This is a genomic window from Staphylococcus sp. GDY8P94P (assembly GCF_017892255.1).
Lineage (GTDB): Bacteria > Bacillota > Bacilli > Staphylococcales > Staphylococcaceae > Staphylococcus > Staphylococcus cohnii.
In genome coordinates this window covers 478,006-492,029 of the sequence record NZ_JAESKU010000001.1, presented here as the reverse complement: position 1 = coordinate 492,029, position 14,024 = coordinate 478,006, and the positions used below count along the sequence as shown (strand labels likewise).

Annotated in this window: 12 protein-coding genes; all 12 read left to right on the top strand. The window is 32.5% G+C overall.

Annotated features, from left to right (window positions below):
• Positions 1-96 precede the first annotated feature (96 nt).
• The gene (locus KA926_RS02470) at positions 97-1,815 is read left to right on the top strand and encodes an ABC transporter ATP-binding protein (protein ID WP_107385975.1); all 1,719 of its coding nucleotides are present in this window, start codon (positions 97-99) and stop codon (positions 1,813-1,815) included.
• Positions 1,816-2,153: 338 nt separating this feature from the next.
• On the top strand, positions 2,154-3,383 hold the full coding sequence (locus KA926_RS02465; protein ID WP_107384948.1) for a NupC/NupG family nucleoside CNT transporter: 1,230 nt from the start codon (positions 2,154-2,156) through the stop codon (positions 3,381-3,383).
• A 599-nt stretch (positions 3,384-3,982) separates the two neighbouring features.
• Complete coding sequence (locus tag KA926_RS02460) at positions 3,983-4,819, top strand: YitT family protein (RefSeq protein ID WP_107384949.1); 837 nt, start codon at positions 3,983-3,985, stop codon at positions 4,817-4,819.
• Between the two features lie 315 nt (positions 4,820-5,134).
• On the top strand, positions 5,135-5,938 hold the full coding sequence (locus KA926_RS02455) for an ABC transporter ATP-binding protein (RefSeq protein ID WP_107384950.1): 804 nt from the start codon (positions 5,135-5,137) through the stop codon (positions 5,936-5,938).
• A gap of 8 nt (positions 5,939-5,946) precedes the next feature.
• Complete coding sequence (locus KA926_RS02450; protein ID WP_107384951.1) at positions 5,947-6,948, top strand: FecCD family ABC transporter permease; 1,002 nt, start codon at positions 5,947-5,949, stop codon at positions 6,946-6,948.
• Entirely contained in the window at positions 6,945-7,961 is a 1,017-nt protein-coding gene (locus KA926_RS02445; protein WP_107384952.1) for a FecCD family ABC transporter permease, read from the top strand. The genes KA926_RS02450 and KA926_RS02445 overlap by 4 nt, the downstream gene beginning before the upstream one ends.
• Before the next feature lie 245 nt (positions 7,962-8,206).
• On the top strand, positions 8,207-9,175 hold the full coding sequence (dhaK, locus tag KA926_RS02440) for a dihydroxyacetone kinase subunit DhaK (protein WP_192959405.1): 969 nt from the start codon (positions 8,207-8,209) through the stop codon (positions 9,173-9,175).
• Between the two features lie 33 nt (positions 9,176-9,208).
• On the top strand, positions 9,209-9,784 hold the full coding sequence (gene dhaL, locus KA926_RS02435; RefSeq protein ID WP_192959406.1) for a dihydroxyacetone kinase subunit DhaL: 576 nt from the start codon (positions 9,209-9,211) through the stop codon (positions 9,782-9,784).
• 1 nt (position 9,785) lies between these two features.
• Positions 9,786-10,151, top strand: coding sequence for a dihydroxyacetone kinase phosphoryl donor subunit DhaM (gene dhaM / locus KA926_RS02430; RefSeq protein ID WP_019468162.1), 366 nt, complete (start codon positions 9,786-9,788; stop codon positions 10,149-10,151).
• A 185-nt stretch (positions 10,152-10,336) separates the two neighbouring features.
• Entirely contained in the window at positions 10,337-10,837 is a 501-nt protein-coding gene (locus tag KA926_RS02425; protein WP_019468163.1) for a hypothetical protein, read from the top strand.
• A gap of 592 nt (positions 10,838-11,429) precedes the next feature.
• Positions 11,430-12,497: a YkvI family membrane protein gene (locus KA926_RS02420; protein ID WP_192959407.1), complete on the top strand. Its 1,068-nt coding sequence runs from the start codon at positions 11,430-11,432 to the stop codon at positions 12,495-12,497.
• A 144-nt stretch (positions 12,498-12,641) separates the two neighbouring features.
• Positions 12,642-13,673 (top strand): alpha/beta hydrolase, encoded by a 1,032-nt coding sequence (locus KA926_RS02415; RefSeq protein ID WP_107385968.1) that lies wholly within the window; start codon positions 12,642-12,644, stop codon positions 13,671-13,673.
• Positions 13,674-14,024 lie beyond the last annotated feature (351 nt).

The following is a 14,024-nucleotide window of genomic DNA, read 5'->3' as shown; positions in this document are numbered from 1 at the left end:
TGAAATTAATTTAACTTATTACTTCGAAATTCATCTGCTCATAATTAATATAAGTAAGAGGTAATTTAAAATATTTTTAGAAGAGGTAAATTAGACATGAATCAAGAGAATCCATTATTCTACTTATTTAAAAAATTATCATGGCCTGTTGGTCTGATTATCATAGCTGTTTTAATTTCTTCATTAGGTAGTATTACAGGACTAGTAGTTCCGTTTTTTACAGGTAAACTTGTAGATAAATTTTCTTTTGAAAATATTAATTGGATGTTTATCACTGCATTTATTTCAATATTTATTATCAATGCTTTACTTAGTGGTATAGGACTGTATTTATTGAGTAAAATCGGTGAGAAAATCATATACGCGATTCGATCTGTTTTATGGAAACACATAATTCACTTAAAAATGCCTTTTTTTGATAAAAATGAAAGTGGACAATTAATGAGTCGTTTAACAGACGATACAAAAGTAATCAATGAATTTATTTCACAAAAATTGCCAAACTTATTACCTTCTGTGTTGACTATTATTGGGTCTTTAATAATGCTATTTGTGATGGATTGGCAAATGACCTTGCTAACTTTTATCACGATACCTATATTTGTATTAATAATGATTCCATTAGGTAAAATCATGCAAAATATTTCTAAAAAAACTCAGACCGAGATTGCGAATTTCAGTGGTTTACTAGGCCGTGTATTAACAGAAATGCGCCTAGTAAAAGTTTCACGTACAGAAAAAACAGAGTTAAACAATGCGCATAAAAATTTACAAGAAATATACTTTTTAGGACTAAAGCAAGCTAAGATTACAGCTATCATACAACCTATATCAGGTGTGATTATGTTATTAACAATTGCAGTTATCTTAGGATTTGGTGCAATTCGAATTTCTACTGGGGCAATTACAGCTGGAACCTTAATTGCAATGATTTTTTATGTTATACAACTCACACAACCTATCATCAATTTATCAACTTTGGTTACAGATTATAAAAAGGCTGTGGGGGCAAGTAGTCGTATATATGAAATAATGGAAGAACCTACTGAAGTATTTGAATTAGAACAAGCTAAACCAATCATCGATGGTAACTTATCATTTGAAAATGTACATTTTAAATACGGTAATAAACCAATTCTTACAAATGTGAATTTTGATATACCTTCTGGTAGCATTACTGCTTTTGTGGGGCCTTCAGGTTCAGGTAAGAGTACAATTTTTAATATTATAGAGAGAATGTATGACATAGAACAAGGTGATATCACTTATGGTAGCCAATCGATTTATAATATAGATCTGGGTGATTGGCGTGAAAAAATTGGTTATGTTATGCAATCTAATTCAATGATGAATGGTACAATCAGAGATAACATTTTATATGGAATTAATCGTGAAGTTTCAAATGAGGAATTAATTTACTATGCAAAATTAGCAAATTGTCATGAATTTATTATAGCGTTTGAAGATGGTTATGACACAATCGTTGGTGAGCGAGGCTTAAAATTGTCAGGGGGCCAACGTCAACGAATAGATATTGCGAGAAGTTTTGTTAAAAACCCAGACATCTTATTATTGGATGAGGCAACTGCTAATTTAGATAGCGAAAGTGAACGAAAGATTCAAGATGCTTTAGAAGAATTGATGGAAAACAGAACAACTATCGTGATTGCCCATAGACTATCTACAATTAAAAAAGCAGAACAAATTATTTTTATTGATAATGGTAGTGTTACAGGTGTAGGTACTCATCAGGATTTGATTGCTAGCCATGAAAAATATCAACAATTTGTTCATACACAAAATTTAACAAAGTAATATTAAAAACACGTATAATTTGTTGTTAGATAAATATGTTTTTTGACTATAAACGAACCATAAAATTTTTACTTTATATAATGTACATACATGGTATAATTATTGTGAATTCATAAGTAACAATCATTTGGGGAATGATAGATTTTTATCAAGAATGAAATTAAATAAATGGGTAACAAAATTCAAGATGAGTATATTTACCACTGTGTAATTAATCTTTACAACTTTTTTAATGAGTGAGAGAAAATGTACTCATCTTAATAATTCTTATACATAATCGAGTGTTGCTTTTAAATATTCAATTAATTATTTATTTAATAGGAAATGGTGGGTGTATGATGTTTTTACTAATTAATATTATTGGGTTAATTGTGTTTTTAGGTATTGCTGTCCTTTTTTCTAGAAAGAAATCAGCTATCCAATGGAAATCAATTGGTATTTTAGTCGTGATTAACTTGTTCTTAGCGTGGTTCTTTATGTATTTCCCTTGGGGGAAAGCAGGCGTTCAATTATTAGCAAATGGTATTTCATGGGTCATTGATTCAGCACATGTAGGTACAGGGTTTGCATTTGCCAGTTGGACAAATACTGAAATGATGGATATGGCTGTGAGTGCACTATTTCCAATACTATTAGTAGTGCCATTATTTGATATCTTGATGTATTTTAATGTATTACCCAAAGTTATAGGTGGTATTGGTTGGGTTTTAGCTAAAATTACACGTCAGCCAAAATTCGAGTCTTTCTTTGGTATTGAAATGATGTTTTTAGGAAATACAGAAGCATTAGCAGTTTCAAATGAACAATTGAAACGCATGAAAGAAACACGTGTCTTAACGGTAGCGATGATGTCGATGAGTTCGATTTCTGGTGCAATTGTTGGCGCATATGTATCAATGATACCTGGTGATTTAGTGTTAACAGCTATTCCATTAAATATCATTAATGCAATTATTGTTTCTTCTATTTTAAATCCTGTTACTGTAGAAGAAAAAGAAGATATTATTTATAGTATTCGCAATGAAGAAATTGAGAAACAACCATTTTTCTCATTTTTAGGTGATTCAGTATTAAATGCGGGTAAATTGATTTTAATCATCATTGCTTTTGTAATTAGTTTTGTTGCACTTTCTGATTTAATTGATCGTTTTATTAATTTAATCACAGGTATCGTCGGCAGTTGGGCTGGTATTAAAGGAAGCTTTGGTCTAGATCAAATACTTGGTACATTTATGTATCCATTTGCTTTATTGTTAGGTTTACCGTTTGACGAGGCGTGGATAGTTGCGCAACAAATGGCTAAGAAAATTGTAACGAACGAATTTGTGGTGATGGGCCAAATTAAAGATGTCATTGATTCATACTCACCACACAGACGTGCAGTTATTGCAACATTTTTAGTATCATTTGCTAACTTCTCAACAATAGGAATGATTATTGGAACATTAAAAGGAATTGTAGATAAGAAAACATCTGATTTTGTTTCGCAATATGTGCCAATGATGTTACTTGCGGGTATTTTAGTATCGCTAATGACTGCTGGATTTGTTGGTTTGTTTGCTTGGTAAAGCATTTTTTAATGAGTGGATCATTATAAAATGATAGATGCTGAAACAGCCTCAGGGTATGTCAATCGAGTGAAAAGTTGTAATAAGGTATTTATTCATATTAATAAACATGTAAAAGGAGCGTGTGAGATCAATTAATGATTGATATCAATAGCGCTCCTTTTTTGCACTAGTAGTTGTGAGTTAGGTAACATGATGTTTTGAAAATAAAAATAAAGCCAAGTAATTGAAGTGAGGAGACACATTCAATATTACTTGGCTTTTACGGGAAATGAATTAATTGTATATTAATAGTAAGGACTAGGTACTAAAAATATACTCGAGCAAAAATTGTTTTGTATGTTACTATAAACAACACAAAGGAGATGGCTTCTTATTGGCAATCAATAAGAAGATAGATTTTATTATAGCAAAGGAAAGTGTATAAGTAAACCGAAAATTCAGAATTTTTGAACTTTTAAAATAATATTAAAAACAAACCTTATAAAATCAAGCTTTTGTAAGTATGTGGTTCAGAATTTTTTTCGAATGATGTTGTGGTAAGTTCTATAGTTTGCTAATATTCAATTGATTGAAGTTAATTTGAGGGGGTCATGTGGGTGAATAAAACAGTACGAGATTTGTTATTTGTTGTAATTGGGTCATTTATATTTTCAGCAGGCGTTAATACTTTTATCATATCTGCTGATTTAGGCGAAGGAGGCGTGACCGGTATAGCTATCGTACTCTATTATGCCTTTCACATTTCTCCTGGTGTAACAAACTTTGTATTCAATGCAGTACTTATTGCTATCGGTTACAAGTTTTTAAGTAAGAGAAGCATGTATTTAACGATAGTAGCGACAATATTGATCTCACTATTTTTGGAATTAACAGTGAGTTGGAAAATTGAGACAGGTAACATATTAGTTAATGCAGTTTTTGGTGGTATGTCTGTAGGTCTAGGTATTGGTGTTATCGTTCTTGCAGGAGGGACAACTGCTGGAACAACGATATTAGCTAGAATAGCTAATAAATATTTAGATGTTAGTACACCATATGCGCTGTTGTTCTTTGATTTAATTGTTGTTGCAATATCATTAACAGTAATTCCTGTTCCGAGTGCGTTAGTCACAGTGATTTCACTTTATATCGGTACAAAAGTAATGGATTATGTTATAGAAGGTTTAAATACGAAAAAAGCAATGACGATTATTTCTAGTAAACCAGATGAAATAGCGAAAGTGATTGATGAACAGGTTGGACGTGGTTTAACAATATTAAATGGTAGAGGTTATTTCTCTAAACAAGAAAAAGACATATTGTATGTTGTTATTACTAAAACACAAGTTAGTAAAGCGAAACGTTTAATCAAACGCATCGATAATGAGGCATTTTTAGTTATACATGATGTTCGTGATGTTTACGGTAATGGTTTCTTAATTGATGAACATTAATAATGAAAAAAATCCAAATTAAAACCTTGATGCATGGATAATACCCATGCATCAAGGTTTTAATTTAGATACAGTTACAATAATTCGACAAATAAGAAATTAATCATACGGTTTAAAATGCAATATGGCAAACCTAAACATATTTATAGAGCATACATATTGCATATTATCATAGAACATTTATTAGTCATCATATCTAAAAAATGATATAATATCATCTGTGATAATGATTATCATTTAAATAACAAATTAGATTAAAGTGGTATAGATATAGATTGTTTTTTGATACATTTTGTATTAGGAAGAAGGGAAATTATGACTCGATTAGAAGGAGAGCAAGTTACGATAGGTTACGGGGATAATGTTATCGTAGATAATTTGGATGTTCATATTCCGACTGGTAAAATTACATCCATTATAGGACCAAATGGTTGTGGAAAGTCTACATTACTAAAAGCATTGTCACGTCTTTTACCAATTAAAGATGGTGAAATCAAATTAGATGGTGAAAACCTGCATACACAATCAACAAAAGAAGTCGCAAAAAAAATTGCTATTTTACCACAATCGCCAGAGGTCGCTGATGGACTTACGGTTGGAGAGCTTGTTTCTTATGGTCGCTTTCCACATCAAAAAGGATTTGGAAGACTTTCTGCTGAAGATAAAAAAGAGATTGACTGGGCAATGAATGTAACAGGGACTTATGAATTCCGACTACGTTCTATCAATGATTTAAGTGGTGGTCAACGTCAAAGAGTATGGATTGCTATGGCATTAGCACAACGAACAGATATTATTTTCTTAGACGAGCCTACAACATATTTAGATATTTCACACCAATTAGAAATCTTAGAATTAATTACTCAATTAAACCAGGAACAAGGTTGCACTATTATTATGGTGTTACATGATATTAATCAAGCAGTCCGTTTCTCAGATCATCTAATTACGATGAAACATGGAGACATTGTTGCTTCTGGTGATACGGAAGATGTTTTAACTAAAGAAAACTTAGAAAAAGTATTCAATATAGACGTAGAAATTAGTACAGATCCTAGAACAGGGAAACCAATGCTAGTTACCTATGATTTATGTAGAAAAAGCTATTCAGAAATTTAGGTGTAAACATGGCTACGCAAAAAAAAGGAAAATTAAGCTTCACAACAACATTTATAATTAGTTTGATTCTGTTAGTCATTGCTTTGACGGTATCAATATTGATTGGAGATGCTAAAATTCATATTTCAACAATATTTGATGCTATATTCAATTATGATAATAAGAATCAGCAACATAATATCATTAGCGAAATACGCATACCAAGAGATATAGGAGCAATGCTCGTAGGTGTAGCATTGGCGACTTCAGGTGCAGTCATTCAAGGCGTTACTAAAAATGGTTTAGCAGACCCGAGTTTAATCGGATTAAATTCAGGTGCTTCATTTATGTTAGCGCTAACTTTTGCATTTTATCCGACAGCACCATTTATAGTGCTGATGATTGCAGGATTTATCGGTGCTATCATGGGCGGATTTATTGTACTGATGATTGGCAGATCAAGAAGTGATGGTTTTAATCCAATGAGGATTATATTGGCTGGGGCTGCCGTAAGTGCTTTGCTAACAGCTTTAAGTCAAGGTGTAGCGTTATTGTTTAGATTAAATCAAAGTTTAACGTTTTGGAGCGCCGGCGGTGTTTCTGGTACGACTTGGGGACAGCTCGTTTGGGCAGCGCCATTTATCATTATTGCATTGGTTATCATCATTGCGATGAGTAAACATTTAACAATTTTAAATTTAGGTGAAACTTTAGCGATTGGATTGGGACAAAATGTTGCATTAACGCGAGCGATTGCTTTAATTATATCCATGGTTATGGCGGGTATTGCTGTAGCGATGGTTGGTCAAATAGCCTTTGTAGGACTAATGGTCCCGCATATTGTACGTTATTTAGTAGGTACAGACTATGCTCGTGTTCTGCCATTAACTGCTGTTGTTGGTGGCTTATTGCTACTCGTTGCAGATACGTTAGCACGCATGTTAGGTGAAGCTCCAGTAGGTGCAATTATTTCATTTATTGGCGTACCTTACTTCTTGTATTTGGTTAAACGAGGAGGACGCTTTTCATGATAGACCCAAAATTAAGATATAAACAGTTCATTACCATGATTATTCTTATAATATTGATAATATTCGCATGTGCTTGGAGCATGACTTCAGGTGAATATAAGATGTCGATAGGTACTTTTTTTAAAACACTTATAGGTCAAGGTGAATATACTGATACACTGATACTTATGGAATTTCGATTTCCAAGGATGGTTATAACTATTTTAGCCGGAGCTGCATTAGCGATGAGTGGGGCTATTATACAAAGTGTGACTAAAAACCCATTAGCTGAACCTGGCATTTTAGGTATAAATGCGGGAAGTGGGTTTGCCATTGCATTATTTATAGTAGTCGGCCAAGTTAATGCGGATAATTTTGTGTATGTATTACCATTTATAAGTATGATTGGTGGTATACTAACTGCGCTAATTATTTTTTCGTTTAGTTATAATAAAGGTGAAGGTATCACTCCAGCAAGTATGGTGTTAGTAGGTGTAGGTATGGCTACAGCTTTAAGTGGTGGTTCGCTAACACTAATGTCAACATTTGACGAAGATCAATCAGAGTTTATTGCTTCATGGCTTGCAGGTAACATTTGGGGTGATGAATGGGCGTTTGTAATTGCCTTTCTACCTTGGGTCATTGTACTTATACCATTTTTATTGTTAAAAGCGAATGTATTAAATTTATTAAATACACATCAACATATTGCTCAAGGTGTTGGGGTGAAAATTGGTAGAGAACGCATTGTATTATTATTAATAGCAGTAATTCTGTCATCGGCTGCAGTATCTGTTGCGGGAGCTATTGGATTTATAGGATTGTTAGGTCCACATATTGCTAAATCAATTGTTGGCCCGAGACATCAACTATTTTTACCAATTTCTATATTAATAGGTGCATTTTTACTTGTATTAGCAGACACAGTCGGACAAGTGATATTACAACCTTCTGGCATGCCAGCTGGAATTGTTGTATCTATTATTGGTGCGCCTTACTTCTTATATTTAATGTATAAAACAAAATCAGTTTAAGTGCATCAATAAGGTTATCAAATTTTTGTACGTGTTAAATAAGTATGAAAAGAGATGAGCATATCGTTAAAGATGGTTGCAAGTAAAGAATAAATTTCATATATGAGCGGGTTTTAAAATCAATTTTGAAAATGATTGATTGTAGACCCGCTTTTTTTATAAAGAAAAAACCTTTGAGTTGTTAGCGTTTACATTTATGTGTAGGGTATACTATAAGTGAATAGTGAAAATAGGAGGTCCTCATTATGAAAAAGCTCATTAAAGATAAAACACAATTTTTACCAGATATGTTAGATGGTCTTTCGATTTCAAATAAAAATGTCGAAGTAATTGCTGACACAGTAGTAGTGCGTAAACAGAAAAAAGAAAAAGGCGTAGCAATTGTTTCTGGCGGTGGGAGTGGTCATGAACCTGCACATGCAGGGTATGTAGCACAAGGCATGCTAGATGCTGCAGTATGTGGTGAGGTATTTACATCTCCAACACCTGATAAAATTTTAAGTGCAATTAAAGCCGTGGACAACGGAGAAGGTGTACTGCTTGTTGTAAAAAACTATGCAGGTGATGTTATGAATTTCGAAATGGCTCAAGAAATGGCGGAAATGGAAGATATTCAAGTAGAGACAGTAGTGGTCAAGGATGATGTTGCTGTTAGTGATGAAGCGCAACGTAGAGGTGTCGCTGGTACAGTGTTTGTGCATAAAATAGCTGGATATTTAGCTGAAAAGGGAACATCTCTGTCACTAATTAAAGAAAAATTAAATGAATTATTACCAACTATCAAATCAATAGGTATGGCTTTAACACCACCGTTAGTTCCGACGACAGGACAGTATGGTTTCGATATAGATGATGAATCAATGGAAATCGGTATTGGTATACATGGCGAAAAGGGTCTAGCACGTAAAAAAGTTGAAAGTGTAGATATAGTTGTAGAACGATTGATCGCCGAATTATTGAAAGAGGTAGAAGGTGAACAACTTATCGTGATGATAAACGGTATGGGAGCTACACCTTTATCTGAACTAAATATTGCAACAAAATACGTGGCACAACAATTAGAAGATAAACAAAAAGATGTGAAATTATGGTTTGTTGGAGACTATATGACTTCATTAGACATGGAAGGTTTATCAATAACCTTTTTACCATTTACAGAAACAGTTTATGAGGCATTGACTGCACCGACAAGTAGTCCATATTTTAATGCGTAAATAACGAATATATAAGACAGGAAGTGAAGAAGAATGAATGTGTCAGAGTTAAAAGAAAAATTGCTTGATTTAGTTGATGTCTTTGAAGAAAAAGAATCATTATTAACAGAATTAGATAGAGCAATTGGTGACGGTGATCATGGCGTGAATATGTTAAGAGGATTTAAAGCCTTACCCGAAAAGCTAGATGATAGCTCTATGTCTGCATTATTAAAATCTACTGGTATGACATTAATGTCGAATATTGGTGGTGCTTCTGGTCCACTTTATGGATTTAGTTTTGTGAAAATGTCTCAAGTTGTAGGCGATGAAATTGACAAAGAAAATTTAAAAACAATGCTTAATACATTTTCCGAGGCAGTTGCACAACGTGGTAAAGTTGAACTAAATGAAAAAACAATGTATGACGTTATTGAACGCACCAATGAAGCGATTAATAACGGAGAAACTTTATCATTTGAAGATTTACAATCATTTGCAGAATCCACTAAGGATATAGTAGCTACTAAAGGTAGAGCTGCCTATTTTAAAGAAGCTTCAAAAGGACATGTTGACCCGGGAGCACAGAGTAGTGTATATATTTTAAACGCATTGATAGGAGCTGATTAGTATGACGCAAATTATCATTGTAAGCCATAGTAAAGAGATCGCTGACGGGACTAAAGCGCTGGTAAGTCAAATGGTAGGAGAGGATATCACAATCACAGCACAAGGTGGTGTGAACGGTAAAATCGGAACATCATATGACGATATTCAAGAAATGGTGAATCAAATAGATGATGACACATTATGTTTTTATGACATTGGTTCTGCTGAAATGAATTTAGATTTAGCGATTGAGATGTATGATGGCAAGCATCGTGTAGAAAAAATAGATGCACCGATTGTTGAAGGTACTTTTACTGCAGCTGTAAATATTTCTGTAGGAAATACCGTAGACGAAGTGATAAATGAACTAAATACGAAATTTGGCTAAATGAAAAAATATGGAGTAATGACGCTATTCAAGAAGTTATAATTATATATATGAGTAGCGTATGTAATTATAACTTTTTCAAGTAACTTGACAAAAATATTCTTTTTTATATGAATATATAATTAAGATATGGTAAAATGAGACTTAACTATTAAAGAAATCTGGATATCTAGGAGGACATTGCAATGAAAGAATTGATACAAAAGCATGTCTTAAACGGCGAATTTGAATCAGTATACCGTCTTATGTCCCAGACAGATTTTATGGAATTTGAAGAAGCTTATATCTCAAGCGCTCATGAAGTGGAAAGTATCATGTTTTATACATGTATTTTAGATATGATGAAAACTGAAGAAACTGCAGAAATGCATGACTTAGCTTTTCTACTACTCGTTTATCCATTAAGTGAACTACAAGGTGCTTTAGATTCTGCGTATTATCATGCAGATTCATCCATAAAACTTACTGACGGCAAAGAAGTAAAAAGCTTATTACAGATGTTGTTATTACATGCAGTTCCCGAACCAGTCATTTCTGATAAAAAAGCATTAGAGATTTCTCGCCAAATACTTAAACTAGATCCAACGAATAGCGTTGCGCGTAACGTACTTAAAGAAACAGCGAAACGTTTGGATAATGTTGTCGTTGATTTCAATGAACTAAATCGTTTTAAAAATGCACATTAACTTGAGTGATAATTAAATTTTAGTATAGTGTTTAATTCTGATGTAAAAACAAATGTATATGAAAATGACTTTTGAGGCTGAGACAAATGGATTGTCTCAGCCTTTTATGCATGAGCAAAAGGTCAAGTGAAACTAAGCGTTATTTTCTTAAAACATTGGGATGGCTCGTTAGGGTGGTACCATGAAAGTATTTTAAATCAATGAGATTTCTGTTCCACTCATTTTTATTTTGTTATTATCATATGAGTGAAAATAACACTGTAATTTACTTTTTATATTTATTAATTACAGTAAGAGATGAAGAAATGAAAATTTTTTCAAAAAAATTTTCATTTTATTTTTAGAATTATCATAAAACTAGAAAATGTATAAAGTTGCAAAATCTTATTATGAATTGTTCATTTTTATAGTGTATCTAGGAATGGATGATTTATTTTTAAAAGATAAAATGAATGATTAAAAAGAAATATATTGTTTGACTATTATGTTTAATTTTAATGAATTGTGCAAATCTTAATTTTCTCATGTTGCAAATTACAGTCAGTACGTTATAATTACAAAATGTGTTAACTATGAGGAGGTTATTTATCACATGGGGTTGAATAAAGAAGCTATAAAAATTGGTTTCGCTTATGTCGGTATCGTCGTAGGTGCTGGCTTTTCAACAGGACAGGAAGTTATGCAATTCTTCTCACCATATGGCTTATGGTCATATATTGGTGTTTTACTTTCTGGGCTAATTTTAGGATTTATTGGAAGACAAGTTGCAAAAATTGGGACTGCGTTTGACGCACAAAACCATGAATCAACTTTAGACTATTTATTTGGAAATGCATTCAGTAAAATTGTAGACTACTTACTTATCTTTTTCCTATTTGGTATTTCAGTTACTATGATTGCTGGAGCAGGATCAACATTTCAAGAAAGCTTCGGTGTACCGACGTGGTTAGGTGCATTGATAATGGTAATCGCAATATATATCACACTATTGATGGACTTTAATAAAATTGTACGTGCTTTAGGTATTGTTACGCCATTCTTAATTATATTAGTAGTTATTATTGCTGCGTACTATCTTTTCAATGGTAGTATTTCATTTGGAAAAATTAACGAAACTGTACCACATGACAGCTTATGGCTAGGTATACTTAAAGGTATTAACTACGGTGGTCTTGCATTTGCTGTAGGATTCAGTACTATTGTCGCTATAGGTGGCGATGCTTCAAGACGTCGCGTTTCAGGCGCTGGTGCGCTATTTGGAGGTATTATTTATACCATATTATTAGCGTTAATTAACTTTGCATTACAGTCTGAATTCCCAAAAATCAAAGATGCAGATATTCCGATGTTAACGTTAGCAAATGCAATTAATCCTTGGATAGCACTTGTGCTATCGGTAATTATGTTAGCAGTAATGTATAATACAATTTTAGGTTTAATGTATTCATTTGCAGCGAGATTTACAGAACCATACAGTAAAAAATATCATATCTTTATCATAGTTATGGTAATTGTGGCTTATGGTTTAAGCTTTGTAGGTTTCGCAGGATTAATTAACTACTTATATCCAATAATGGGATATGTTGGTTTAATTGTTGTTATTGGAGTACTTATTAAGTATTACAGTAGAAAACGACAAAACAAGAAATTTATTGCTTAATCTTTAAAAGTGAAAACATAATTTATATATGATATAGCTCAGCTTGCCAACTTATGCAAGCTGAGTTTTCTAATTCATTATCCCTGTAATACTATTGTGAACTTATTTATTATGGTACAATGCTTCCGAAAGGAAAGGTAATCTATGAAGAAAAAACATAAATGGACCCTTATCACAGCTTTTATCATTGTCACTGTTGTAGTAGTTATGGCAGTACTTTTAAAACTACAGTATGATAGACAAAACACGGGTAAAGTACACGAAAAAGTTCAAATTAATAATAAAAATGTGAATGCTTTTACAAATATCACTTATGGTAAAGGATTGCCAAATAGTCGACTTGATATATTAACTCCGAATGAATTAGATCAAGATAATAAACTTCCAGTAATTTTTTGGATGCATGGTGGAGGATTTATTGCAGGAGATAAACAATATAAAAACCCATTATTATCTAAGATTGCTGAACAGGGTTATATTGTGGTAAATATTAATTATGCACTTGCACCAGATTTTAAATATCCTATGCAATTACAACAGATTGATCAAGCGGTGAGTTTTATTAAGAGAAATAAACATGAATTGCCTATTGATTTCAATCAAGTTATCTTTGGTGGAGATTCCGCAGGTGCACAATTATCAAGTCAATTCACAGCGATACAAACGAATGAATCTTTAAGAGAAGACATGAACTTTAAGCAACAATTCGAACCAGATCAACTTAAAGCGGCCATCTTTTTTGGTGGATTTTATGACATGAAAACAGTTAAAGCAACAGAATTCCCAAGAATTCAACTCTTTATGGAAAGCTATACTGGGAAGCGAGATTGGGAACAACAATTTAAGTATATAAGTGAGATGTCTACTATCAATCAAGTTACAGAGGATTATCCTCCAACATTTTTGTCAGTGGGTGATGCTGACCCATTTTATAGTCAGAATATTGAATTCTATAAAAAATTAAAGTCAACAGACGTACCAGTTGATACATTATTTTATGACGGTTCACATAAATTGAGACATCAGTATCAATTTCATATGGAATTACCAGAATCGCAGCAAAATATGAAAGACGTCTTAAGGTTTTTAAGTAGAAATACTACTTCCTCAGGTGTTGAAACGGAATATCAATCTGAAGATGCAAATCCAAATGGTGTTGAATTAAACCCGTACTAGCTTATCAATGGCTAAACATGTTTGAATCAAATAACCTCAACTTTATAAAGATTTTGAAATAAAAAACACTTTCGTTGAATGCAAATGAGATGTATTCATACGGAAGTGTTTTTATTAATATTGAATAGATTCATATTTATTTGTTAGTTTGTTTTAACTATACGTTTGAGAATGAAATAGAAGTATTGGGAGTGACAATCAAAAGATGTTGCGCGCTAAGTTTGTCTTGGTATCATATATAATTCTATAATGATTTTATTGCTAAAATTTTCAAACAGAATGTGTTGTTATTTGGATAATTATCAAAAAACGATTAAACTGCAATTAAGGAAATGTTTACTAATTTATTAC

Excerpts from the sequence above, each read along its gene's own strand:
- dhaM (WP_019468162.1), top strand. The coding sequence starts at position 9,786 with ATGACGCAAATTATCATTGTAAGCCATAGTAAAGAGATCGCTGACGGG.
- KA926_RS02470 (WP_107385975.1), top strand. The coding sequence starts at position 97 with ATGAATCAAGAGAATCCATTATTCTACTTATTTAAAAAATTATCATGG.
- KA926_RS02445 (WP_107384952.1), top strand. The coding sequence starts at position 6,945 with ATGATAGACCCAAAATTAAGATATAAACAGTTCATTACCATGATTATT.
- KA926_RS02415 (WP_107385968.1), top strand. The coding sequence starts at position 12,642 with ATGAAGAAAAAACATAAATGGACCCTTATCACAGCTTTTATCATTGTC.
- KA926_RS02420 (WP_192959407.1), top strand. The coding sequence starts at position 11,430 with ATGGGGTTGAATAAAGAAGCTATAAAAATTGGTTTCGCTTATGTCGGT.
- KA926_RS02450 (WP_107384951.1), top strand. The coding sequence starts at position 5,947 with ATGGCTACGCAAAAAAAAGGAAAATTAAGCTTCACAACAACATTTATA.
- KA926_RS02455 (WP_107384950.1), top strand. The coding sequence starts at position 5,135 with ATGACTCGATTAGAAGGAGAGCAAGTTACGATAGGTTACGGGGATAAT.
- KA926_RS02425 (WP_019468163.1), top strand. The coding sequence starts at position 10,337 with ATGAAAGAATTGATACAAAAGCATGTCTTAAACGGCGAATTTGAATCA.
- KA926_RS02465 (WP_107384948.1), top strand. The coding sequence starts at position 2,154 with ATGTTTTTACTAATTAATATTATTGGGTTAATTGTGTTTTTAGGTATT.
- dhaL (WP_192959406.1), top strand. The coding sequence starts at position 9,209 with ATGAATGTGTCAGAGTTAAAAGAAAAATTGCTTGATTTAGTTGATGTC.
- dhaK (WP_192959405.1), top strand. The coding sequence starts at position 8,207 with ATGAAAAAGCTCATTAAAGATAAAACACAATTTTTACCAGATATGTTA.